This is a genomic window from Comamonas composti DSM 21721, assembly GCF_000429845.1.
GTDB classification, from domain to species: Bacteria; Pseudomonadota; Gammaproteobacteria; order Burkholderiales; family Burkholderiaceae_C; genus Comamonas; species Comamonas composti.
Genome location: NZ_KE386974.1, coordinates 54,671 through 75,483, shown reverse-complemented (window position 1 = coordinate 75,483; position 20,813 = coordinate 54,671). Strand labels below are relative to the sequence as shown.

General features: G+C 62.4%; 22 protein-coding genes. 6 read left to right on the top strand and 16 right to left on the bottom strand.

What is annotated here, in order from left to right:
- Nucleotides 1-37: 37 nt before the first annotated feature.
- Nucleotides 38-1,219: an acetyl-CoA C-acetyltransferase gene (locus G486_RS0120590; RefSeq protein WP_027017228.1), complete on the bottom strand. Its 1,182-nt coding sequence runs from the start codon at nucleotides 1,217-1,219 to the stop codon at nucleotides 38-40.
- A gap of 122 nt (nucleotides 1,220-1,341) precedes the next feature.
- Nucleotides 1,342-3,192 carry a PHA/PHB synthase family protein gene (locus G486_RS0120585; protein ID WP_027017227.1) on the bottom strand — a complete coding sequence of 617 codons (1,851 nt, stop codon included), beginning with the start codon at nucleotides 3,190-3,192 and terminating at the stop codon, nucleotides 1,342-1,344.
- A 144-nt stretch (nucleotides 3,193-3,336) separates the two neighbouring features.
- Between G486_RS0120585 and G486_RS23825 the strand changes: the two genes are divergently transcribed.
- The gene (locus G486_RS23825) at nucleotides 3,337-3,627 is read left to right on the top strand and encodes a hypothetical protein (protein WP_084455478.1); all 291 of its coding nucleotides are present in this window, start codon (nucleotides 3,337-3,339) and stop codon (nucleotides 3,625-3,627) included.
- Here G486_RS23825 and G486_RS0120575 read toward each other — a convergent pair.
- Together G486_RS0120575 and maiA are read right to left on the bottom strand one after the other, a co-directional pair.
- Nucleotides 3,547-4,428 carry a polyphenol oxidase family protein gene (locus tag G486_RS0120575; protein WP_051303707.1) on the bottom strand — a complete coding sequence of 294 codons (882 nt, stop codon included), beginning with the start codon at nucleotides 4,426-4,428 and terminating at the stop codon, nucleotides 3,547-3,549. The two genes, G486_RS23825 and G486_RS0120575, sit on opposite strands and share 81 nt — an antisense overlap.
- Entirely contained in the window at nucleotides 4,425-5,090 is a 666-nt protein-coding gene (gene maiA, locus G486_RS0120570; RefSeq protein WP_027017224.1) for a maleylacetoacetate isomerase, read from the bottom strand. The genes G486_RS0120575 and maiA overlap by 4 nt, the downstream gene beginning before the upstream one ends.
- A gap of 98 nt (nucleotides 5,091-5,188) precedes the next feature.
- Here maiA and G486_RS0120565 point away from each other — a divergent pair, with 98 nt between their 5' ends.
- From G486_RS0120565 to G486_RS0120555, 3 genes are all read left to right on the top strand, one after another.
- Nucleotides 5,189-5,884 (top strand): fumarylacetoacetate hydrolase family protein, encoded by a 696-nt coding sequence (locus G486_RS0120565; RefSeq protein WP_027017223.1) that lies wholly within the window; start codon nucleotides 5,189-5,191, stop codon nucleotides 5,882-5,884.
- A gap of 80 nt (nucleotides 5,885-5,964) precedes the next feature.
- Nucleotides 5,965-6,528 (top strand): NUDIX hydrolase, encoded by a 564-nt coding sequence (locus G486_RS0120560; protein ID WP_027017222.1) that lies wholly within the window; start codon nucleotides 5,965-5,967, stop codon nucleotides 6,526-6,528.
- A gap of 533 nt (nucleotides 6,529-7,061) precedes the next feature.
- Nucleotides 7,062-7,391, top strand: coding sequence for a cupin domain-containing protein (locus G486_RS0120555; protein ID WP_027017221.1), 330 nt, complete (start codon nucleotides 7,062-7,064; stop codon nucleotides 7,389-7,391).
- Nucleotides 7,392-7,510: 119 nt separating this feature from the next.
- Here G486_RS0120555 and G486_RS0120550 read toward each other — a convergent pair whose 3' ends face one another.
- Together G486_RS0120550 and bioB are read right to left on the bottom strand one after the other, a co-directional pair.
- Nucleotides 7,511-7,900, bottom strand: a complete 390-nt coding sequence (locus G486_RS0120550) for a tetratricopeptide repeat protein (RefSeq protein WP_027017220.1) — start codon at nucleotides 7,898-7,900, stop codon at nucleotides 7,511-7,513.
- A 247-nt stretch (nucleotides 7,901-8,147) separates the two neighbouring features.
- On the bottom strand, nucleotides 8,148-9,164 hold the full coding sequence (bioB, locus tag G486_RS0120545) for a biotin synthase BioB (protein WP_027017219.1): 1,017 nt from the start codon (nucleotides 9,162-9,164) through the stop codon (nucleotides 8,148-8,150).
- A gap of 361 nt (nucleotides 9,165-9,525) precedes the next feature.
- Here bioB and G486_RS22975 point away from each other — a divergent pair, with 361 nt between their 5' ends.
- The gene (locus G486_RS22975) at nucleotides 9,526-11,478 is read left to right on the top strand and encodes a UvrD-helicase domain-containing protein (RefSeq protein ID WP_051303706.1); all 1,953 of its coding nucleotides are present in this window, start codon (nucleotides 9,526-9,528) and stop codon (nucleotides 11,476-11,478) included.
- Between the two features lie 70 nt (nucleotides 11,479-11,548).
- On the opposite strand, the gene G486_RS0120535 is transcribed toward G486_RS22975, so the two are convergent.
- The 8 genes from G486_RS0120535 to G486_RS22970 all read right to left on the bottom strand — a co-directional run bounded on the left by G486_RS0120535 (nucleotide 11,549) and on the right by G486_RS22970 (nucleotide 19,444).
- The gene (locus G486_RS0120535; RefSeq protein ID WP_027017218.1) at nucleotides 11,549-11,857 is read right to left on the bottom strand and encodes a FixH family protein; all 309 of its coding nucleotides are present in this window, start codon (nucleotides 11,855-11,857) and stop codon (nucleotides 11,549-11,551) included.
- A gap of 179 nt (nucleotides 11,858-12,036) precedes the next feature.
- Complete coding sequence (gene ccoG / locus G486_RS0120530) at nucleotides 12,037-13,491, bottom strand: cytochrome c oxidase accessory protein CcoG (RefSeq protein ID WP_027017217.1); 1,455 nt, start codon at nucleotides 13,489-13,491, stop codon at nucleotides 12,037-12,039.
- 84 nt (nucleotides 13,492-13,575) lie between these two features.
- Nucleotides 13,576-14,493 (bottom strand): cytochrome-c oxidase, cbb3-type subunit III, encoded by a 918-nt coding sequence (gene ccoP / locus G486_RS0120525; RefSeq protein ID WP_027017216.1) that lies wholly within the window; start codon nucleotides 14,491-14,493, stop codon nucleotides 13,576-13,578.
- A 27-nt stretch (nucleotides 14,494-14,520) separates the two neighbouring features.
- Nucleotides 14,521-14,658 carry a CcoQ/FixQ family Cbb3-type cytochrome c oxidase assembly chaperone gene (locus G486_RS0120520; protein ID WP_027017215.1) on the bottom strand — a complete coding sequence of 46 codons (138 nt, stop codon included), beginning with the start codon at nucleotides 14,656-14,658 and terminating at the stop codon, nucleotides 14,521-14,523.
- Between the two features lie 12 nt (nucleotides 14,659-14,670).
- Complete coding sequence (ccoO, locus tag G486_RS0120515) at nucleotides 14,671-15,303, bottom strand: cytochrome-c oxidase, cbb3-type subunit II (protein ID WP_027017214.1); 633 nt, start codon at nucleotides 15,301-15,303, stop codon at nucleotides 14,671-14,673.
- A 19-nt stretch (nucleotides 15,304-15,322) separates the two neighbouring features.
- The gene (gene ccoN, locus G486_RS0120510; protein ID WP_027017213.1) at nucleotides 15,323-16,759 is read right to left on the bottom strand and encodes a cytochrome-c oxidase, cbb3-type subunit I; all 1,437 of its coding nucleotides are present in this window, start codon (nucleotides 16,757-16,759) and stop codon (nucleotides 15,323-15,325) included.
- A 63-nt stretch (nucleotides 16,760-16,822) separates the two neighbouring features.
- A complete protein-coding gene (gene ccoS, locus G486_RS0120505; RefSeq protein ID WP_027017212.1) occupies nucleotides 16,823-16,960 on the bottom strand; it encodes a cbb3-type cytochrome oxidase assembly protein CcoS in 138 nt (45 codons plus the stop codon).
- A 3-nt stretch (nucleotides 16,961-16,963) separates the two neighbouring features.
- The gene (locus G486_RS22970; RefSeq protein WP_084455473.1) at nucleotides 16,964-19,444 is read right to left on the bottom strand and encodes a heavy metal translocating P-type ATPase; all 2,481 of its coding nucleotides are present in this window, start codon (nucleotides 19,442-19,444) and stop codon (nucleotides 16,964-16,966) included.
- Nucleotides 19,445-19,561: 117 nt separating this feature from the next.
- Between G486_RS22970 and G486_RS0120495 the strand changes: the two genes are divergently transcribed.
- Entirely contained in the window at nucleotides 19,562-20,005 is a 444-nt protein-coding gene (locus G486_RS0120495; protein ID WP_027017211.1) for a universal stress protein, read from the top strand.
- A 45-nt stretch (nucleotides 20,006-20,050) separates the two neighbouring features.
- On the opposite strand, the gene G486_RS0120490 is transcribed toward G486_RS0120495, so the two are convergent.
- Together G486_RS0120490 and G486_RS0120485 are read right to left on the bottom strand one after the other, a co-directional pair.
- Complete coding sequence (locus G486_RS0120490) at nucleotides 20,051-20,380, bottom strand: RnfH family protein (protein ID WP_027017210.1); 330 nt, start codon at nucleotides 20,378-20,380, stop codon at nucleotides 20,051-20,053.
- Entirely contained in the window at nucleotides 20,373-20,813 is a 441-nt protein-coding gene (locus G486_RS0120485; RefSeq protein WP_027017209.1) for a type II toxin-antitoxin system RatA family toxin, read from the bottom strand. The genes G486_RS0120490 and G486_RS0120485 overlap by 8 nt, the downstream gene beginning before the upstream one ends.

Here is a 20,813-nt window from a genome sequence, read left to right as displayed (position 1 = left end):
TGAGGATCTACCCTGAGTGACCCGCCTGCCCTTTGGCTCAGCAACGCTCCACAGCCATGGCCACGCCCATGCCACCGCCTATGCACAGGCCTGCAAGGCCTTTGCTGGCGCCGCTGCGCTGCATTTCATGCAGCAAGGTGACCAGAATGCGTGCCCCCGATGCACCAATGGGGTGTCCAATCGCAATGGCTCCACCATTGACGTTGACCTTGGTGGCATCAATGCCCAGATCCTGATTCACCGCACAGGCCTGGGCCGCAAAAGCTTCGTTGAGTTCGTACAGGTCAACATCCTTGGCGCTCCAATTCGCGCGCTCCAATGCCTTGCGTGCTGCGAACACCGGGCCCAGGCCCATGGTCGCGGGATCCAGTCCGCTGGTCGCGTACGAAACGATGCGCGCCAGAGGCTTGAGACCCAGGGCCTTGGCCTTGGAGGCGCTCATCACGACCAAGGCGGCCGCGCCATCATTAAGGCCCGAGGCATTGCCGGCCGTGACCGAGCCGGCCTTGTCAAAGGCAGGACGCAGGCTGGCCAGGGCCTCTGCATTGGTCTTGCGGTTGATGTACTCGTCGGTCGCAAACACGATGGGATCGCCCTTGCGCTGGGGGATGCTGACAGGCACGATTTCATCCACGAACTTGCCCGCATCCTGGGCCGCAGCCGCCTTTTGCTGGCTGCCCAGGGCCAGTTGGTCCTGGGCCTCGCGGCTGACCTGCTTTGCCTTGGCGACGTTCTCCGCCGTAATGCCCATGTGGTACTGGTTATAGACGTCCCACAGGCCGTCCACAATCATAGTGTCCGTCATCTTCCAGTCCCCCATGCGCTGGCCGTCGCGCGAGCCGTTGAGCACGTGGGGAGACAGACTCATGTTCTCCTGACCGCCTGCGACCACGATTTCACTGTCGCCCGTGGCCACGGCCTGGGCAGCCAGCATCACGGCCTTGAGGCCAGAGCCACACACGGCATTGATGGTCAGTGCCGGCGTCTCCTTGGCAACACCTGCAGCCATCATGGCCTGGCGTGCAGGATTCTGGCCGACGCCAGCGGTCAGCACCTGCCCCATGATGACCTCCCCGACCTGGTCGGCGCCCAGCTTGGCGCGCGACAAGGCCTCACGAATCACGATAGCGCCTAGCTCGGTGGCAGGAGTCTTGGACAGGCTTCCACCAAACTTGCCGACAGCCGTGCGAACAGCGGAAACGATGACGATGTCTTCCATGATGACGATGCTTTCCTCGGTCTTTTGAAACGGTCAAGGCGAGGCCGATCTGACTGTGGCAGCCAGTCCCGCCTGCATTGCTGCAGCATTTATATTGCGCCGCAGCATAACCCCATTGTGCCTCAGGCCTTGACCTGCACGTAACTGCCCGGAGCTGGCTCGATGGCCGTGTATTCCCTAGGCTTGCCATATTGCTTGGGCGCTGCCACGAGCTTGCCCGCATGCGAAGCCAGCCACAGGCTCCAGTCGTTCCACCAACTGCCTTTATGCTCCTTTGCACCCTCCAGCCATTGCGCAAGACTCGCGGGAAGCTGTCCATCCTCACGCAGCCAATGGCTGCGCTTGTTCTTGGCCGGAGGATTGATCACGCCAGCAATATGACCTGAGGCGCCCATGACGAATCGCGTGTCCCCGCTCAGCACCTGGGTCGACGCATACGAACCAGCCACGGGCACGATATGGTCTTCACGCGAGCCGTAGACATAGGCGGGAATCTTGAGCGCCTGCATGTTGATGCTTTCGCCGCATACCGTCAGGGCTGCGGGCTGCACCAGTTTGTTTTCCAAATAGAGATTACGCAGATACCAGGCGTAGTAAGGCCCTGGCAGGTTGGTGCAATCACTGTTCCAGTACAGCAGATCAAAAGGCGGCGGAGTCTCGCCCTTGAGGTAGTTGCCGACCACATAGTTCCAGACCAGATCATTGGGGCGCAAGAAGCTGAAGGTGGATGCGAGATCCTGCCCCTTCATGAGACCGCCCTGCCCCATCTGGAGCTCGCGAAAGCGCACCATGGACTCGTCGATGAAAACATCGAGCACGCCGGTGTTACCGAAGTCGATGAAGGTGGTCAGCAGCGTCATGCTGGCCACGGGAAACGGCGCATCGGCCGCCGCCGTGGCGCGCGCAGGCGAGCTCTTTGCCGCAGGCCGGCTGCTGCTTGAGGCTCGCTTGGCTGGAGTCTTCGTAGCTGGGCCCTGCTCGCGCTCATGCCGGGCCTGGAGCACGGCCAGGGCCGTGGACAGCATGGTTCCACCCACGCAAAAGCCCAGCACATTGATCTGCTCAGCCTGCGCGATCTCGCGCGCTACGCGAATGCCCGTGAGCACGCCCTCGTCAATGTAGTCATCCCAGGTCTTGTGCGCCAGGCTTTCATCGGGGTTGCACCAGCTCATCACAAAGGTTCTGTGCCCCTCGCTGACCGCATGGCGGATCAACGAGTTGTCGGGCTGCAGATCCAGGATATAGAACTTGTTGATGCAAGGCGGCACCATGAGAAATGGACGCTCGTGGATCTTTCCCGTCAGCGGCTTGTACTCTATGAGCTGGAACAAGTCGTTCTGAAAGACCACGGCCCCTTCGGTCGTGGCCACGTTCTTGCCGACCGTGAACTGGCTTTCATCGGTCATGGACACATGGCCCTGGCGCATGTCGGCCAGCAAATTCGCCACCCCTTGAGCCAGGCTTTCGCCCTGGGTCTCCAGCGCCTTTTTCTGGGCCTCGGCGTTGAGCGCCAGGAAGTTGCTGGGTGACATGGCAGCCACCCATTGCTCAACTGCAAAACGCACACGATTGCGAGTCTTGTCATCGCCCTGCACAGCATCTGCCAGATTCATGAGCATGCGGCTGTTGAACAGGTAATTCGCTGCCGTGGCCGCCGCCAGGGGGTTGGAGCTCCAGGATTCCGTATTGAAGCGCTTGTCCTGGGCCAGCAAGGCCTGGACCGCACCCGGCTCGCACAAGGCCTTGACCCCTTCAAGATACTGCTGCTGCAAGACATTGAGCTTCTCGGCATCCAGCCCCGCCGGCATATGCTCGCCCAGAGCAGCCGGGGACAGTCCGCCATCGAGCGACTGCTGGGCCACAGTTGCCAGCGGCCCCATTTGCTGCAGGGACTGCAGCGTGCGTCCCCATTGCTCGCCCCAGAACTGCTGCCAGAGCGTGCCTGCCTGGCCCCATGGTGAGTCAAAATTCATGCTTTACCCTCGTGATTGCTGATAACGTCCCGACATGCCCATGCGTGGCGCTCTGTTGCTGCCGATTGTGGCCCAGCCCCGTCAACTCCTTCTTGGCACAAGCCCCAATCCGGTTTGCTGCACATCAACTGGTTTTCATTGCCCATGTATCTCGTCGCTATCGCCTGGTTGTATGTCACGCTCATGATGGCCCTGGCTGAGGCCACAAGCCCCATGGGCAGCATCCTGGGCGCAATCATCACCTTTGTTCTCTATGGGTTGCTGCCCCTGTCGATCCTGCTGTACATCCTGGCCACCCCGGCCCGCAAACGAAAACTGCGCGCACGCGCACTCGCCGAGCAGCAGGCCGCCTCGTCATCCGAGCCAGATACAGACCGCAAAGCGCCCGCTGCTGCCCAGCCTGGCGGCATCGCGGCGGTGCGAGAAGAATGCTGATTCATTGCTGACCGTGCACCAGCCAGGGCCACCATCGTTGCCATAGACCTGATGGATGCCCAGAGCCGCCAGTCGCTGACGGGCCAGGGCTTGCAGGTCGGCCAGGTATCTGGCGCCCGAAGCCGTGAAGCACTGTGCGGCTTTTTCCTCATGGGCCATGAAGACCGCGCGCACTTCGTTTCCCACCTCAAATGCCTGCGCTCCTATGCAAGGCCCCAGCCAGGCAAGGGTCTGGCGCGCAAGCTGCCCGGCCCCTTGCCTGCGGCCGGTTACGTCTTCGAGCGCCTCGCCCAATCGAGCGAAAAGGCGCTCCACCACCCCTGTGGCCTGAGGCCTTTGCGCCCCTGCGGGCAGGCCCGCCAGGCCGCGCCAGCCCGCATGGGCGGCTCCCACGACCAGCCCGCTCTCGTGCGCAAGCAGCACGGGCAGGCAGTCGGCCACCATGATGGTGCATACCCGTCCACGCTCATGGGCGATGCTCGCATCAAAGGCCAGCCCGTCACAGCTTTGTGCATCCAGGCGCAAAGCCTCGCAGCCATGCACCTGGTTGAGGAATACGGGCCGGGCGCCAGGCGTCAGCGCATCGATAGCCTGAGAGAGCCGGCGCCGGTTCTCGGCCACGGCCTCCGGCGCATCGCCGACATGGCTCCCCAGGTTCAAGCTATTCCAGGGCGCTGCACTGACTCCGCCAGAGCGCATGGTGCACAGCGCATGCACACCCGTCGGCGCGGGCCAGTCGGGAATCAGAAAGGAACTCCCCACCCCCACCAGGGCGCTTTGAGGATGTACTGACGATCTCATTCGGCATCCGGGCAGGCCGATGGATGGGCGCGGGCGAAGGCTGGCATGGCCTCGCAGCGTTCGGCGATGGCCTTGATGCGTGGCAGCCCGTCCAGCGCCACCTTGAAACGCCGAGCATTGAACACTTGCGGCACCAGGCAGCAGTCGGCCAAGGTCGGCGTCTCGTCCCAGCAAAACGGCGAGGATGCAAGCCCCGAGGCCGCTCTTTGCTGATCGAACAGGTCCAGTTGACGCTCCATGGCCTCCAGACCTGACCTGACCCAATGTGCATACCAGCGGCTTTTGTCCTCCTCCGAGACACCGAGTTCATGCACCAGATACCTGAGCACACGCAGGTTGTTGAGCGGGTGGATCTCGCAAGCCACCATCTGGGCCAGAGCCCTCACGCGCGCGCGGCTCAGCGCATCCCCGGGCAGCAAGCGCAAGCCGCCATGGGTTTCATCCAGGTATTCGATGATGGCCATGGACTGGCTCAGCCACGAGCCGTCATCGGTCTCCAGCGCCGGTACCAGGGCATCGCCCATGCGGCTTGCATAGGCCGCAGCCAGATGCTCATTGCGCACCAGATGCACAGGAATGGCTTCATAGCCCAGCCCTTTGAGCTCCAGCGCAATGCGCACGCGATAAGAGGCCGACGAGCGGAAATAGGTATGCAGCTTCATGGTTTGGCAGCATACCCTGCGTCAGAGCCTGGAGAGGCTGGGCACGTGGCACACTTGCTGCCACGTTCAAGACAGGATCTGCCCGCAGGAAGACTCACATGAGCTATGTATTCCCACCGCCCACCCCGACAAGCCTGCCTGTTGCAGGCCGTGCCCAGCGTTTTCCGGTACGCCGCATCTTCTGCGTGGGCCGCAATTACGAAGAACATGCCAAGGAAATGGGTTTTACGGGCCGCGAGCCCCCATTCTTCTTTCTCAAGCCCGCCGATGCACTGGTCGCCGTTGAGCCTTCTGCCACAGGCACCATGGACTACCCCGGGCTCACGGCCAACCTGCACCATGAGGTCGAGCTGGTGGTGGCCATCGGCAAGGAAGGCAAAAGCATTGCCGCTGCCGATGCCATGGAGTACATCTATGGCTACGCCGTCGGCCTGGACATGACACGGCGCGACCTGCAAAACGAGATGAAAAAACAGGGCCGCCCCTGGTGCATAGGCAAGGCTTTCGAGCAGTCGGCCCCGGTGGGCGTCATCACGCCTGCGGCGCAAGCCACAGACATTGCAACCGCGGCCATCGAGCTCAAGGTCAACGGCGCCACGCGCCAATACAGTCAGATCTCCAAGCTGATCTGGAATATTGCCGAAACCATCGAGCATCTGTCAGCTGCCTGGGAGCTCAGGCCTGGCGACCTGATCATGACGGGAACTCCCGAAGGCGTGGGCGCGGTTGTGCGCGGCGACATGCTCGAAGCCAGCGTCACCGGACTTGAGCCCTTGCGCCTGAAGCTTGCCTGAGCGCATGAACGCTCGTAAATCAGTAGCTGCCAGCGCTCGCCCCATAAGCGCTGGCCTGCTTTTTTCTCTATAGTCCAGGCATGAATTTTCGCAGCCCCATCAAGTTCTGCCGCGCCTGTGGCACGGCCGTGGTCTACCGGCTCCCCGACGATGGCGACACGCGTGAGCGCGCCATCTGCCCGCATTGCCACACCGTCCACTACGAGAATCCGCTCAATGTGGTGGGCACTCTTCCGGTCATGGACGACGGCCGCGTGCTTTTGTGCAAGCGCAATATCGAGCCCCGCATGGGCCTGTGGACCTTGCCTGCAGGCTTCATGGAGCTGGGCGAATCCACGGCAGGCGGCGCCCGGCGCGAAACCGACGAAGAGGCCGGAGCCGACATAGAGATGGGACGGCTGTTCTCCATCGTCGATGTGTCCTATGTAGGGCAGGTGCATTTGTTCTACCTGGCCCGGTTGCTGCGCGAAGAGTGCTATCCCGGCCCCGAGACCATGGAGGTGAAGCTGTTCTCCGAGGCCGAAATCCCCTGGTCCGAGCTTGCCTTTCGCACCGTACGCGTCACGCTGGAGCACTATTTTTCCGACCGCGCGGCCAGCCGGCTGGCGGCTGGCCAGGTGCACTCCATCGAGCTCAAGCCTTAAAAACAAAAGTCCCACACCTGATCGGTGGCACGACACCAGCCCCGCAACCTGGCCCTCTTTTTGCTTCTTTGCGGCGGTTTCTTCTCGATGGAAAGGCCGGCCCGGGGTTAACGCGAATCCCGCCTTACGCAAGGCTCGCAAAGCAATGTCCTGGCGAGCCTGGTCAGCCTGAGCCCCGTGCATGCCTATGCCCACAACCGAGCCCTTCGTCTCAAAAGCGCGCTGCATCTTGACGAGGCGCGCCATACGGCGCAGATACCATCGCGCCAGACCCGGTGCAAAAGCTGCGGCTCATCGACTCGAGCTCATCCCGATTGCGCTCCAACGCGCCTGCGTAGAGATCGTGAACACGCTCTGAGGACAGGTTGTCAGCCTGGCCTGCATCCGCGCGCCATCCTTGCGCGCTTGATCAATCTGGGGAAGAAAGCCCTGCTGGGCACCCACCTGTCATGGGCTTGCAGTTGAAAGGGTTCGAGGCTTGGGCCGACAATGCGGCTACCGCCTGAAACCGTGCCACCACTCGGAGTTCCAGCATGTCCATACCCAAAGCAGCCAGCGCCCAGGCCATCAATGTGCAACCCTTTGGCTCGCATCTGGCGAGCGCCAGGAGTTACGCCCTGTTCAAAGCCGAGGACATGGAAGTCATCCGCATTGTGCTGCGGGCCAGCCAGTCGCTGCCGCCGCACAAGATCCCGGGCAGCGTGAGCCTGCACTGTCTGGAAGGCCGGCTGGATGTGCTACTGGGCGATGGGCCCCGCCCGCTTCAAGCCGGCGAGCTCATGCATCTCCCACCGAATGTCCCGCACGGCGTACGCGCGCTGGAAGATGCGTCGGCACTTGTGACCATCGCCCTAAGCGCCTGAGAGCCTGTTGACGATCTCCTCGGCACAGCGCCTGCGCCTTGCTGGAGGTGGTCATTCTTGGCTGACCCGCCTTCGGTCCTCGGCCAGCGAGCTGGTGCATGTGCCGGCCCGAGACCGGGTCAAGGCTGCTGCTGCTTTTGGCGCGCCTGGGCCTCATCGATGGCATCAATAATACGTACGCCCGTGGATTTGACGCCTGGTGCCCCGAAGCCCTGGCCCGGAGTCACGCCGGGATGGGCTAGCAGCTTTTGTTCCATCTGCCGCTCTTCGCTGAGGGCCGAGGCTTGCTCGGGCTCGGATACCGAAGGTGCCGGCTGCTGGGTCTCTACATAACCCCGGTAAGTGCGCGAGGCCTTGAGCGCCTGCTCCTGCTCCATCTTGTGCTTCCAAAACTGGTAGCCGGCCAGGCCCAGAATGCCCAGCAGCACGACGATGACGGCCAGGACCATGAGTACCGAGCTTTCCTCGGAACGCGCATGCTCTGATGTGCGAAGTGACTTGGAGGACATGGAGGCAGGAGCAAGAACCGGCGGCCCGGCTCTTGCCTGTGAGTGGTTGTGACGTCAGCCATGGTAGCCAGGCCATGATCCACTTAAAGCCCGAAATGGGCTCGCCCCTGTTGGCAGTGACTTTATTGCCCGGACCCGGTCCAAGCATGGCTTCATCCGTCACCACGCGACCTGCGCCGCCGCTTCCCGTTCCAGGCTGCTTGCAGGCAGAACGCGCCGCAGGATCTCTCAGAACGTGTTTACGTTCTCAGCAAACCGGCTGCTTGTAATCGTTCAGGCCCAGCTTGCGCAGCAGGGCAGTATCGGCCTCGACATCAGGATTGCCGGTGACCAGCAGCTTGTCTCCATAAAAAATAGAGTTCGCACCAGCCATGAAGCACAGGGCCTGAACCGCATCGCCAAGTTGCTGGCGGCCCGCCGACAGGCGCACGCGGGCCGTGGGCATGGTGATACGGGCCACGGCGATCACACGCACAAAATCCAGGGGGTCCACGGGCTCGGCATCGGCCAGGGGCGTTCCAGGCACGCGCACCAGGCTGTTAATGGGTACGGATTCGGGGTGCGGGTTCAGATTGGCCAGTTGGGCGATCAGCCCGGCACGGTGCACGGTCTCCTCACCCATGCCGATGATGCCGCCACAGCACACGCTGATGCCGGCCGCGCGCACAGCTTGCAGAGTGTCCAGCCTGTCCTGGTACTCGCGCGTGCTGACCACGTCCTGGTAGTACTCGGGTGCCGTATCGAGGTTGTGGTTGTAGTAATCGAGCCCCGCCTCGCGCAAGGAGCGGGCCTGATGGGGTTCGAGCATGCCCAGCGTCGCGCAGGTTTGCAGGCCCAACCCCTTGACCGCACCGATGAGGGCATTCATCTTTTCAATATCCCTGTCCTTGGGTGCACGCCAGGCTGCGCCCATGCAAAAGCGTGTGGCTCCCGCATTTTTGGCGGCCAGTGCAGCATGCGTGACCTCTTCCACGCTCATGAGCTTTTCCGCCTTGACCCCCGTGTCGAACTCCACCGACTGAGGGCAGTAGCCGCAGTTTTCCGGGCATCCCCCGGTCTTCACGGACAGCAGCGTGGCCAGCTCTATGTCACCTTCAGGCCAGTGGGCGCGGTGCACGCTCTGGGCCTGGAACAGGAGATCCAAAAAGGGCTTGTCCAAAAGCTGCTGTACGGCTTGCACGCTCCAGGCTCTTTTTTCAGGCGCGGGCTGGACAGCTTGTCTCACATGCCATTGCACGGGCTGGGCGGTGTTGCTGGTGCTCATCGAAAACTCCTTGGATCCACATTTGCTTTTTATTCTGGATGCCGAAAGTCCATGCGCAAGTGGAAAAAGCCTCTGAGCTGCAAAAATAATCGGGGCTTTTTGAAGCTCCTTAACTTTCAGCAAATTACCTTATCTTTAAAAGAAGTTGAATCAATTTTCTAAGACGTAAGCATCAATTAAAGACTTTCACCTGCAACCCACCGGCAGTTGCCGCCAACTTCTGCAAAAGCCCGGATCAAAGCCGAGGTGGTATTACCAAAGCAGCCTGCGGTCCCGCAGGAACAGGCCACAATGCGCAGGAATTTCAAGACTTTTGGCCCATCTCCAACGTGGAGCGCGGGCATCCAGCTACTGTTTTTGCATGACTCATCCATCCCCAGCCTCGACTGACGCGCGGCTCATCCTCTCGCGCGAGCAGCAGGCCATACTCGCGCATCCGGGCAAGTCGGCCATTGCCTCTGCTCTCGCGGGTACGGGCAAGACCACCACCCTGGCCAGCAAGGTGGCCCAGGCCTGCGCAAGCGGCAAGTCGCAGCGCATTCTGGTGCTCGCCTACTCCAGGGCCGGCGTGGCGGCGTTCCACCACCGACTGGGGCGGCTGATGCGCGAGATTCCGCCCCAGGTACAAATCACCACGCTGGAGCGCTGGGCCGCCCAGCAAATTCGCAGGCAAGATCCGGACGCCCGCTTTGAGGCCGATCGCCTGGTCTTGCACGATCAGGTCCGCAAGGCACGCACCAGCCTGGAATGGCGCGCTCAGGAACAACCCGATGCGCGGCTGGAGTTGAGCGGCGAGCTCGACCTAGATGCGTTCTGGGCCTTCAATCTACGCGCCAAAAAATCGCTTTTGCCACAGACCCTGCAAGATTCGGGCACAAGCCTTGCCCAGTTCTGCGAGGAGTATTTGCTCGACTACGGACAGGCCTGCCTGTTCTTTGAGTACGAGCGCGCGCGCGTCGACACCTGCGGCGACGTGCTGTATTACGCGCACGGCGATTGCAGCTATGCGCTGGCCTGTGCCGTCCTCGACGGCCAGACGCTGGACACCCCGGCCTACGACCTGGTCGTGCTCGATGAGATGCACGATCTGGACCTCGCCTCGCTGCAGGTGCTGCGCGGCCTGTTGCAACAAAGCAATGGCAGCTTTCTTGGGGCCGGCGACTTCAACCAGCACATAGAAGCCCAGGCCTGGTCGGTCTTCGAAGACCAGTTGCACCGTCTGGACGAATTCCTGCCCCATGCCACGCAAAGCCTGCCGCTGACCCAGTCCCGGCGCTTTGGTCCCGAGATCGCAGGCGCCGTCAACCAGTGGTTTGATCTCGACCTCAAGACCACAGCCACACGCCAGAGCAAGGTGATTCTCCAAAGCTATGAAACCGATGAGGAATGCATAGCGCTCTTGCTCCAAGCCCAGGCCGGGCTTACGCGTCAGGCATCGGCACAGCAGGCCTCCAGCCTGGGAGCTGCCTCGCTGACCGTGATACTGCGCCAGCCCCATGAGGCCTGCGCGCTTGAATGGGCCTTGCACCGCGCGGGCAAGAGCGCGAGCTTTTATGGCTTCAAGCGTTTTTACCTCGAGCGTGAGGTAGCCTTGCTGCTCGGCCTTTGCTATGCCCACAGCATGCAGCGCCTGGACTGGAAGGCCGATACCTGTCCACTGGGCCTGGAGCTGCTCTCGGCCTTTGTGGAGGGTGCTCTCTACTACGGCAAGGGCAGTGTGGACGCGCAAGCCATGGACAGCGCCAGCCGCCACACGCAGGCCCAGCAAATGGCAGGACAGATGCTGCACAACCCGCAAATCATCTGGCGCTTTCTGCGCGGCGAATCCAGCCTGCAGGGCGGACAGCGCAACTTCGCGGCCTTTGGCAGCTTTCTGCAACTGCCGCTGTCCCTGCAAGCCGACGCCCAAGCCTTGCTGATGCAGGCCGATGTCTGGGGCCTGTTTCCCAGCCAGGCACGACAGGATGAGCCCACCCGCCAGTTGCACCACCGCGTTCAGTCCTTTGTGGACAGCACGGCTGGCATGAGCGTGCCCCAGTTGCTGGCCGATATCTCGGCCATGGCCAGACGCTTTGAGCGTGCCGTGCGCGCAGGCCAGGGCTTCGACTTCCACCTGAGCACGATTGAAGAAGCCAAGGGCAAGGAATACGAGCACGTAGCCCTGCCCTTTCTGGAGCCAGGCCGCTTTCCTGCGCCCGCAGCGCGCGAGCTCGCCTTTCTGGAGCGCAACCGGCTTTATGTGGCCATGACACGGGCCAAGAAAAAGCTCTGGCTGCTGGAACATGCGCAGCGGCGCATCCAGGCATTTTTCTAGCCTCTGCGGCAGTCAGGCAAAAATGGCCCCGGCTTCAGGAGCCGGGCCGGCTCTGGCCGCAGCGATGGGATCAGCGGTCCACAGGGTGGTCTTCGGCTGGCGTCATGGCGTGGTTGCGCCCCGTGACGGCGGGGGCCAGGCTTTTCTGCGCATCGTTCAGGCGCTCATTGATTTCCACGCCATTCTTGTAGTAGTCGGGGTCGATCACGGGGTCGGCATCGTGCATGGCGATCATGGCCGTGACCACACCAGCCACGACCACGATGGCCGGCCCCGCAAGCACCAGCCAGACATGGCCGAACTTCCACCAGGGCTTGCTGGCCTCGGGATGGGCTGCGGTGGCCGAAGCCAGGGGCGCTTCTGCAGGAGTTGAAGACATAAAAAAACCTCTTTCTTTCAGCGCAGCCCAGGCCACGCAATGTCCGACCATCTTTTCACCAGGCCATGGCACCGAATATAAAACCGGCCTGGCCCAAGAACATGTTTACGCCTTTGCCGGGGCTGCCTCCCTCTCCCGAAGAGAGGGGGAAAGGCCGCGAAGACAGCCCAGGGCATGCTTCATCGAGGCACCAAGAACACGGCTTTCTCCGTGGCCCGGCCCGCACCCGCCTGCAGGGCGTCGATATCGAAATACACGGTATGCGACCCGGACTCGGCGGAGCCATAAGGAATCTGCAGCCGCGCTGCAATGCCGCGAGTTTCTGCAGGGCCGACCTCGACCTCGGTCTCGGATGCCAGCTCCAGTCCTGGCAGGCCATGAGCGCTGAGCCGGTAGCGCTGCGTATGCTCCGTGGCATTCATGATCTGCAGGCGATAGACGTTTTCCAGCTTGCCTCCGGCCACGATACGCGACAGCGAGGCACGATCGCGAATCACGTCCACCTTCACGGTCTGGCGCAAGGCCAGGCTGGCGATCATGGCAATACTCAAGGCCAGCAGCACGCCGGAGTAGATGAGCACGCGTGGTCGGAAGATGCGGCGAATCACCTGAGCACGCTGCCAGAGCTTGGCCACGGCATTTTGCGTGGTCAGGCGGATCAGCCCGCGCGGGTACTCCATCTTGTCCATGATGGAGTCGCAGGCGTCTATGCACAGGCCACAGCCTATGCATTCGTACTGCAGACCGTTGCGGATATCGATGCCCACAGGGCAGACCTGCACACACAGCTTGCAGTCTATGCAGTCCCCCATGCCCTGGGCCTTGTGATCGATCTTTTTCGTACGCGGTGCACGCGGCTCGCCACGGCCCGTGTCATAGCTCACGATCATGGTGTCCTTGTCGAACATGGCGCTCTGAAAGCGGGCATAGGGACACATGTATTTGCAGACCTGCTCGCGCATATAGCCGGCGTTGCCGTAGGTGGCAAAGCCATAGAACAGCACCCAGAAGATCTGCCAGTTGCCTTGCAGAGTCAGCAGCTCGCCGCCAAGCTCTCGGATCGGCACAAAGTAGCCAACAAAGGTAAAGCCGGTCCACAGTGCAAACACAATCCACAGAACCTGCTTGAGCGACTTCTTCCAGACTTTTTCAAAGGTCCAGCCGTTCTTGTCCAGACGCATGCGTGCACTGCGATCACCTTCGACCTTGCTCTCGATCCACATGAAGATCTCGGTGTAGACCGTTTGCGGACAAGAGAAGCCACACCACAGCCGCCCCGCCACCGCAGTGAACAGGAACAGCGACAGTGCGCAGATGATGAGCAGGCCCGTCAGATAGATGAAGTCCTGGGGGTAGAGCACCAGGCCAAACAGGTAAAAGCGCCGCGCGCCCAGATCGAACAGCACCATCTGGCGCTGCCCCCACTCCAGCCAGGGCAGGCCGTAGAAGACGATCTGGGTGAGAAAGACCATGATCCAGCGCCAGCGCGCAAAAACACCGGAGATCGAGCGCGCATAGACCTTTTTCTCGGACTCGAACATGGCCACCATCTGGCTCGGATCGGGCTCGGCTGGCGTGATCGGGATGACTTTGCGGACTGGCTTGCCCGCGTCTTTCCCGCTGTCGGACTTCATCGCTATTCCTTTATCTTTTTGAAATGTCTGAAACTACCTAAAGGCAAAAAGGCGGCGCTTTCGCGCCGCCTTCAGCTGTGAGTCTCAGTTTCCGTCCTGGGTGTTGGACAGACCCCAGACATAGGAGGTCAGCACGGCGATCTGCGCCTCGGTCAGCTTGTCCTTCTGAGCCGGCATTTCGTTGTGCTTGCCGTTGTTGATCATGGCCGTGATCGCAGCTTCGCCCCAGCCATGCAGCCAGATGTCGTCGGTCAGATTGGGGGCGCCCAGCAGCTGGTTGCCCTTGCCGTCCATGCCGTGGCATGCAGCGCAAGCCGTGAACTTGGACTTGCCCAGCGAAGCCTTCAAAGAGTTGTGCGGACTGTCCGACAGGCTCAGCACGTAGTGAGCCAGATTGCTCACATCCTCGGGCGACCCCACCGCTTCGGCCTGCGGAGGCATGACGCCAATACGGCCGTTGGTAATGGTTTCCTTGATCTTGTCGGGCTCGCCACCCCACAGCCAGTCACCGTCGGTCAGGTTGGGAAAGCTCTTGCCACCGCGCGCGTCCGAGCCGTGGCATTGGGCGCAGTTGTTCATGAACAGGCGCTCGCCAATGGCCATGGCCTGGTGATCCTTGGCCATTTCCTCGGTGGGCATGCTCGTGAACCTGGCATACAGGGGCTCGAGCTCGGCCTTGGCCTTGGCCATTTCCTTGGCGTAGGCATCGGTCGTGCTCCAGCCCAGCTTGCCCTCGAAGGATCCCAGGCCCGGATAGGCTGCCAGGTAGCCCAGGCCGAACACCGTGGTGATGATGAACAGGCCCATCCACCACTTGGGCATGGGATTGTTCAGCTCACGCAGGTCCTCGTCCCAGACGTGGCCCGTGGTGTTGTCGCCCGAAGGCGAGGAAACCACCTTTTTGCGTGCCGTCAGATACAGCAACAGCATGCAGCCGAAGATGCCGCCCAGCGTGATCGCTGCGACATAGATCGACCAGAAATTGTTTACGAAATCGCTCATGGGGTGTTCTCGTTCTGGTGGAGAGACTCAGTCTTGATCGAAGGGCAGTTGTGCCGCCTCGTCGAAACGTGCCTTGTTGCGGCGGGCAAAAGCCCACCACCAAATTCCCAGGAAACACGCAAAGGAAACCAGCGTGGCCAGGATGCGCATGGTGGTGATATCCATATGCCCTCTCCTTTACTTCACGGACGTACCAAGGACTTGCAGATAGGCGATCACGGCTTCCATTTCCGTCTTGCCCTTGACCTGTTCGGCCGCGCCCTCGATCTCCTCATCGCTGTAGGGCACGCCCACGGTGCGCAGCGCCTTCATGCGCTGGGCAACCACGGTGTCGTCGACCTTGTCGGTTTCCAGCCAGGGATAGGCAGGCATGTTGGACTCGGGCACCACGTCACGCGGATTGTTCAGGTGAATGCGATGCCATTCGTCGCTGTACTTGCCGCCCACGCGGTGCAGATCGGGCCCTGTGCGCTTGGAGCCCCACTGGAACGGGTGGTCATAGACGAACTCGCCAGCCACCGAGTAGTGGCCGTAGCGCATGGTCTCGGCGCGGAATGGACGAATCATTTGCGAGTGGCAGTTGTAGCAGCCCTCGCGCAGATAGACGTCACGGCCCATGAGCTGCAAGGGCGTATAGGGCTTGAGGCCCGCCACGGCTTCCGTGGTGGACTTCTGGAAGAACAGCGGAACGATTTCCACCAGACCGCCGATGGCCACGACGAACAGCGTGAGCACGATCAGCAGAAAGTTGTTGGTTTCCACCTTCTCGTGGGAAAAGCTCTTGGGAGCCGCGTTATTGTGATCGGACATGAATAAAGCTCCTTGATGCTCAGGCGTGGGCCACGACAGCCGGCACGGCCACCTTCACGGAACGACCGGACATCGCCGTCTTCCAGGTATTCCACATCATCACCAGCATGCCGCCCAGATAGAGCAGGCCGCCGAGCACGCGAATCACGTAGAACGGATAGGTCGCCTTCACGCTTTCGACGAAGGTGTAGGTCAAGGTGCCATCGGGGTTGACGGCGCGCCACATCAGACCCTGCATCACGCCCGCAATCCACATCGCGGCGATGTAGAGCACGATGCCGATGGTGGCCATCCAGAAGTGCAGCTCGATAGCCGGCACCGAATGCATCTTGGTCCTGCCGAACAGGCGCGGGATCAGGTAGTAAAGCGAGCCCATGGTGATCAGACCCACCCAGCCCAGAGCGCCGGAGTGGACGTGGCCCACGGTCCAGTCGGTGTAGTGCGAGAGCGCGTTGACGGTCTTGATCGACATCATCGGACCTTCGAAGGTGGACATGCCGTAGAACGACAGGGACACGATCAGGAAGCGCAGGATGGGGTCGTCACGCAGTTTGTGCCATGCACCCGACAGCGTCATGATGCCGTTGATCATGCCGCCCCAGCTGGGGGCCAGCAGGATCAGCGAAAACACCATGCCCACCGACTGGGTCCAGTCCGGCAGCGCCGTGTAGTGCAGGTGGTGAGGACCGGCCCACATGTAAGTGAAGATCAGCGCCCAGAAGTGCACGATCGACAGGCGATACGAGTACACGGGACGGCCGGCCTGCTTGGGGATGAAGTAATACATCATGCCCAGGAAGCCTGCGGTGAGGAAAAAGCCCACGGCGTTATGGCCGTACCACCACTGGACCATGGCGTCCTGCACGCCTGCATAGGCCGAGTAGCTCTTCATCCAGCCCGCTGGAACCGAGGCGCTGTTCACGATGTGCAGCAGGGCCACGGCAATGATGAAGGCGCCGAAGAACCAGTTGGCCACATAGATGTGCCTGACCTTGCGGATGCCAATCGTGCCGAAGAACACGATCGCATAGGACACCCAGGTGACGGCGATCAGCAGATCGATGGGCCACTCGAGCTCGGCGTACTCCTTGCCCTGGGTGTAGCCCAGGGGCAGGCTGATGGCTGCAGCCACGATGACCAGTTGCCAGCACCAGAAGGTCAGGCTGGCCAGCTTGGGCATGAACAAGCGTGTCTGGCAGGTACGCTGCACCACGTAGTAGCTCGTGGCAAACAGGGCCGAGCCGCCAAAGGCAAAGATCACGGCATTCGTATGCAGCGGACGCAGGCGCCCATAGCTGAGCCATGGAATGCCGAAGTTGAGCTCGGGCCAGGCCAGCTGCGACGCGATAAGCACGCCTACGGCCATGCCCACCACCCCCCAGACGACGGCCATGATTGAGAACTGCCTTACGACGGTATCGTCGTAATAGACAGCGTTGTTATTCGTTGATTCCATCGTGCACCTCTTAGATTGCTTTCAAAGTGTTCATTGCCTGGCTTTTTCGTGCATTGACGCACGTCAATCGTCGCGAAGAATGCGCTCACCCTCCTGCTCCACGCTCTCGAACTGGCCTCGGTAAACAGCCCACCAAAGGGCTGCCAGAATGGCCAGCACCAGAACCACGGACAGGGGAATCAGCAAATACAAGACATCCATGGTTCAAGCCCTCTCCTGCAAGACCGGCGAGGACACCGGCAGCGTCCCTCCCACGCCGCCAGGCCCTGCATATTTCTTTGTTTCTCCGCCCTCTTGCCCGGACGGCAATCCCGGCACGGAGCGCACCAGACGGGCCGCATTGAGCACCACCAGCAGCGAGCTCAAGGCCATGCCCAGCCCCGCCAGCCAGGCCGGCATCCAGCCCATGAGAGCCAGAGGAATCGACACGGCGTTGTAGGCCGCCGCCCAGCCCAGGTTCTGGCGCACCACGCGCAGCGTACGGCGCGACAGCAGCAAAGTCTGCAGCACCCGCTCCAGGTCATCGCTCAGCACCACGAAATCGGCACGCGACTGTGCCAGGGGCACGGACTTGCCGAACGCAAACGACACATGGGCGCCAGCCAGAATCGGACCATCGTTGAGGCCGTCGCCGACCATGGCAACGTGGTGGCCGCCCTGCTGGATCTCGCGCAGGCGATCGAGCTTGTCCTGGGGCTGGCAATCGCCCTCGGCGCGCTCTATGCCCACGCGCGCGGCCATGGCCTGCACCGCCTCTCCGCGATCGCCCGACAGCAGTTGCACCTGCACGCCCTGGCTTTTCAGCGCCTGGACCACGGCCCGGGCCTCGGGCCGCAGGTCTTCGCTGAAGCCGAACTGGGCCAGGGCCGTCCAGCCACCGCCCTCGCCCACCTGCTCGGCCAGCAGCACGCTCTGGCCGTCAAAAGTCATGAGCTCTCCCACGCCCGCATGGCGGGCCGACCCCAGGCGCAAATGCCGGACTGCGCAGCCCGGCATGGACACCCAGGCCTCCAGCCCCAGGCCCGCGAGCTCCTGGATTTTTTCGATTCGGATGCCGCTGGCGCTCTCCAGGCCCGCGAGCTCGGCCGCGCGCACCAGGGAGCGCGAGGCCGGATGTATGGACTGACGGGCCAGTTGGGCAGCCAGCGCCAGCATGCGATCGGCGTCCTCGCCCTGCGCCACATTCACCTTCTGCAGCGCCAGGCCGTCGCGCGTCAGCGTGCCGGTCTTGTCAAAGACCAGGGTGTCCACGGCGGCCAGCGCCTCCAGCCCCTGGAGGTTGCGTACCAGCACGCCACGGCGCGCCAGCGTGCCCGCCGCAGTGAGCATGGCCACGGGTGTGGCCAGGGACAGCGCGCAGGGACAGGTGACGATGAGCACGGCCACGGCCACCATGGCCGCCTTGCCCGGTGCCACGGGCCACCACCAGATGGCCGCGCCCAGGGCCGCCAGCAGCACGACCACGAGAAAAGGCCGGGCGACCTTGTCTGCGAGCTGGGCCAGGCGCGGCTTTTGCATGGATGCGCTTTCCATGAGATCCACGATCTGCGCAAAGCGCGTATCCGCGCCCACGCCCTCGACGCGCATGTCGATCACGGCATCGAGGTTGTAGCTGCCTGCAGTGACCGCATCGCCCTCGGCGCGCAGCACGGGTGTGGACTCGCCCGTGAGCAGCGCTTCGTCGGCATGGGTGCGGCCGCGCACGATGCGGCCGTCGGCAGGAAAGGCCTCGCCCACGAGCACCCGCACCACATCGCCATTCTTGAGCCTGCGCGTGGTCACGCGCTCGGCCCGGCCACCGGCATCCAGCCTGAGCACCGAATCCGGCAAGCGGTTCATCACGGCTTCCAGCGCCCCCGCCGTGCGATCGCGCAGATGCAGCTCGACCAGGCGCCCCGTGAGCAGAAAGAACACGAACATGGTCAACGAGTCGTAGAAGACTTCCTGACCAAAGGGCCCCGAAGGATCGAAGGTGCCCAGCGAGCTGATCACAAAGGTGATGAACATGCCCAGGGCCACGGGCAGATCCATGCTCACGCGGCGCGCACGTATGTCGCGCAGGGCACTGGAGAAGAACGGGCCGCAGCAAAACAGCACCACGGGCAGCGAGATCACCCAGGAGGCCCAACGCAGCAAGGTCTCCATCTCCAGCGACAGATCGCCGGGGCGCGCCACATAGGCGGGCCACGCATACATCATGACCTGCATCATGCAAAAACCGGCCACCAGCCAGCGCCACAGCGCGCGCCGGCTCTCGGCCTGGCGGCGCTCGCGCGCGAAGGCATCGCGCGCGGGCAGCGCGCTGTAGCCCGCGCTCTGCACGGCCGCCATCCATTCGGATGGAAGCACTTGGGCAGGGCGCCAGGTGATACGGGCACGACGAGTTGCAGCGCTGACTTCGGCCTTGTCCACACCGGGTACGGCCTGCAGCGCCTCCTCGATGGTCAGCGCGCAAGCCGCACAGTGCATACCCTCCAAAACGACAAACGAGTCCCACACAGGAGACTCGCAAGCTGGCGTGGAGCTGTCCACGGAAGCGCCAGCTCCGGCCGGCCTTCCAAAAGAACTCCACTCCTGAGGGTCGTCAAGCAGCAAGGCCGAGGCCTGCGGCATGGACAGAGAGCCAAATTCCAGCGCAGACTCTGGGACTCCGGCCACGGAATCATCAGCGGGGGTCTGGGGCATGGTTTTAGCTTAATTGGCCGCCATGATATACACATTGACATTAGTCAAACATTAAGTCGCACCTGCTTCTATGCTTAATAAACTCACACCATCCGCTTCACTTCAAGGAGACATGCCATGTACAACCGCATCCTGATCGCGTCCGACGGTTCCGAGCTCTCGGACAAGGCCGTCGCCCACGGCCTTGATCTGGCCGCCCTGTGCGGTGCCCAGGTGATTGCACTCAAGGTCGTGCCCCACTATCCGCGCAGCTACTTCGAAGGCGGAGAGGTCCTGCCCCTCAAGGAGACCCAGCGCATAGAGGCCCAGTGGGCCAGCCACTCCCAGACCCTGCTCGACGCCATCAAGGCCGAAGGCCAGTCTCGCAAGGTCCAGGTGACCACCGAGATCGTGCAGTCCGACCTCGTGGCCGAAAGCGTGATCGACACGGCCAAGCGCCGCGAGTGCGACCTCATCGTCATGGCCTCGCACGGCCGCAAAGGCCTGCAGCGGCTGCTGCTGGGCAGCGAGACCCAGCACGTGCTCACGCACTCGCACATCCCGGTGCTGGTGCTCAGGTGAAATGAATCGAGAGCCCGCCGCGGCTCTCGGAACGTGAACACGTTCTCAGTACCCGGGCTTGCTGTTGGGCCTGCGCTTGGCAAACAGCCCCGAGGTACGTGCGCCCTGCCGCGCGAAGCGGGTGCGGCGCGCTTCCTTGGGATCCACGGTCAGCGGGCGGTAGATCTCCACCCTGTCGCCCGGCTGCAGCAGCTGGCCCGGCTCCCCCACCCTGCCCCAGACGCCGACCGCCTGACCTTCATGACTCCAGCCCGCAGCCTGCAGGGCATCGCCGAGCGTGGCGCCGGCCGGCAACTGCAGTTGCAGCTCCTCCACCTGGCCCGGGCCCGGCGAGCGCGCCAGCGTGACCTGCAACGCGCCCTGCCCCTCAGCCATAGACTTTCTCGGCGCGCTGGATGAAGGCATCGACCAGGCTGCCCGCGATGCGGTCGAAGATCGGGCCTATGAGCGCGCCCAGGGTTGCGCTGTCAAAGCCGTAGTCGAGTTGCAGCTCGACCTTGCAGGCACGCTGCGAGCCGTCGCCCACGAGGTGGAAGATCCAGTGCCCCTCCAGCCGCGAGAACGGGCCCTTGACCAGGCGCATGCGTATGGTGTGCTTGCCCTCGTGCACGTTGCGCGTCACAAAGGACTTGCGCAAGCCGCCCATGGACATGCCCACCTCGGCCGTCATGCCCTGTTCATCCTGCTCGAGCACGCTCGCATGCGAGCACCAGGGCAGGAATTCGGGGTAGCTCGCCACATCGGCTACCAGGGCAAACATTTCTTCGGGGCTGTACCAGATGAGGACGGATTTGTTGAGACTTTTCAT

Bases quoted from the DNA above. Each gene is read 5' to 3' on its own strand.
- G486_RS0120565 (WP_027017223.1), top strand. From the start codon at position 5,189: ATGAGCTATGTATTCCCACCGCCCACCCCGACAAGCCTGCCTGTTGCA.
- G486_RS0120575 (WP_051303707.1), bottom strand. From the start codon at position 4,428: ATGAGATCGTCAGTACATCCTCAAAGCGCCCTGGTGGGGGTGGGGAGT.
- ccoG (WP_027017217.1), bottom strand. From the start codon at position 13,491: ATGAAGTCCGACAGCGGGAAAGACGCGGGCAAGCCAGTCCGCAAAGTC.
- G486_RS0120560 (WP_027017222.1), top strand. From the start codon at position 5,965: ATGAATTTTCGCAGCCCCATCAAGTTCTGCCGCGCCTGTGGCACGGCC.
- ccoS (WP_027017212.1), bottom strand. From the start codon at position 16,960: ATGGATGTCTTGTATTTGCTGATTCCCCTGTCCGTGGTTCTGGTGCTG.
- G486_RS0120550 (WP_027017220.1), bottom strand. From the start codon at position 7,900: ATGTCCTCCAAGTCACTTCGCACATCAGAGCATGCGCGTTCCGAGGAA.
- ccoN (WP_027017213.1), bottom strand. From the start codon at position 16,759: ATGGAATCAACGAATAACAACGCTGTCTATTACGACGATACCGTCGTA.
- G486_RS0120535 (WP_027017218.1), bottom strand. From the start codon at position 11,857: ATGTCTTCAACTCCTGCAGAAGCGCCCCTGGCTTCGGCCACCGCAGCC.
- G486_RS0120495 (WP_027017211.1), top strand. From the start codon at position 19,562: ATGTACAACCGCATCCTGATCGCGTCCGACGGTTCCGAGCTCTCGGAC.
- G486_RS0120490 (WP_027017210.1), bottom strand. From the start codon at position 20,380: ATGGCTGAGGGGCAGGGCGCGTTGCAGGTCACGCTGGCGCGCTCGCCG.
- G486_RS0120520 (WP_027017215.1), bottom strand. From the start codon at position 14,658: ATGGATATCACCACCATGCGCATCCTGGCCACGCTGGTTTCCTTTGCG.
- ccoO (WP_027017214.1), bottom strand. From the start codon at position 15,303: ATGTCCGATCACAATAACGCGGCTCCCAAGAGCTTTTCCCACGAGAAG.
- ccoP (WP_027017216.1), bottom strand. From the start codon at position 14,493: ATGAGCGATTTCGTAAACAATTTCTGGTCGATCTATGTCGCAGCGATC.
- bioB (WP_027017219.1), bottom strand. From the start codon at position 9,164: ATGAGCACCAGCAACACCGCCCAGCCCGTGCAATGGCATGTGAGACAA.
- G486_RS22970 (WP_084455473.1), bottom strand. From the start codon at position 19,444: ATGCCCCAGACCCCCGCTGATGATTCCGTGGCCGGAGTCCCAGAGTCT.
- G486_RS0120590 (WP_027017228.1), bottom strand. From the start codon at position 1,219: ATGGAAGACATCGTCATCGTTTCCGCTGTTCGCACGGCTGTCGGCAAG.
- G486_RS23825 (WP_084455478.1), top strand. From the start codon at position 3,337: ATGTATCTCGTCGCTATCGCCTGGTTGTATGTCACGCTCATGATGGCC.
- G486_RS0120485 (WP_027017209.1), bottom strand. From the start codon at position 20,813: ATGAAAAGTCTCAACAAATCCGTCCTCATCTGGTACAGCCCCGAAGAA.
- G486_RS0120585 (WP_027017227.1), bottom strand. From the start codon at position 3,192: ATGAATTTTGACTCACCATGGGGCCAGGCAGGCACGCTCTGGCAGCAG.
- G486_RS22975 (WP_051303706.1), top strand. From the start codon at position 9,526: ATGACTCATCCATCCCCAGCCTCGACTGACGCGCGGCTCATCCTCTCG.
- G486_RS0120555 (WP_027017221.1), top strand. From the start codon at position 7,062: ATGTCCATACCCAAAGCAGCCAGCGCCCAGGCCATCAATGTGCAACCC.
- maiA (WP_027017224.1), bottom strand. From the start codon at position 5,090: ATGAAGCTGCATACCTATTTCCGCTCGTCGGCCTCTTATCGCGTGCGC.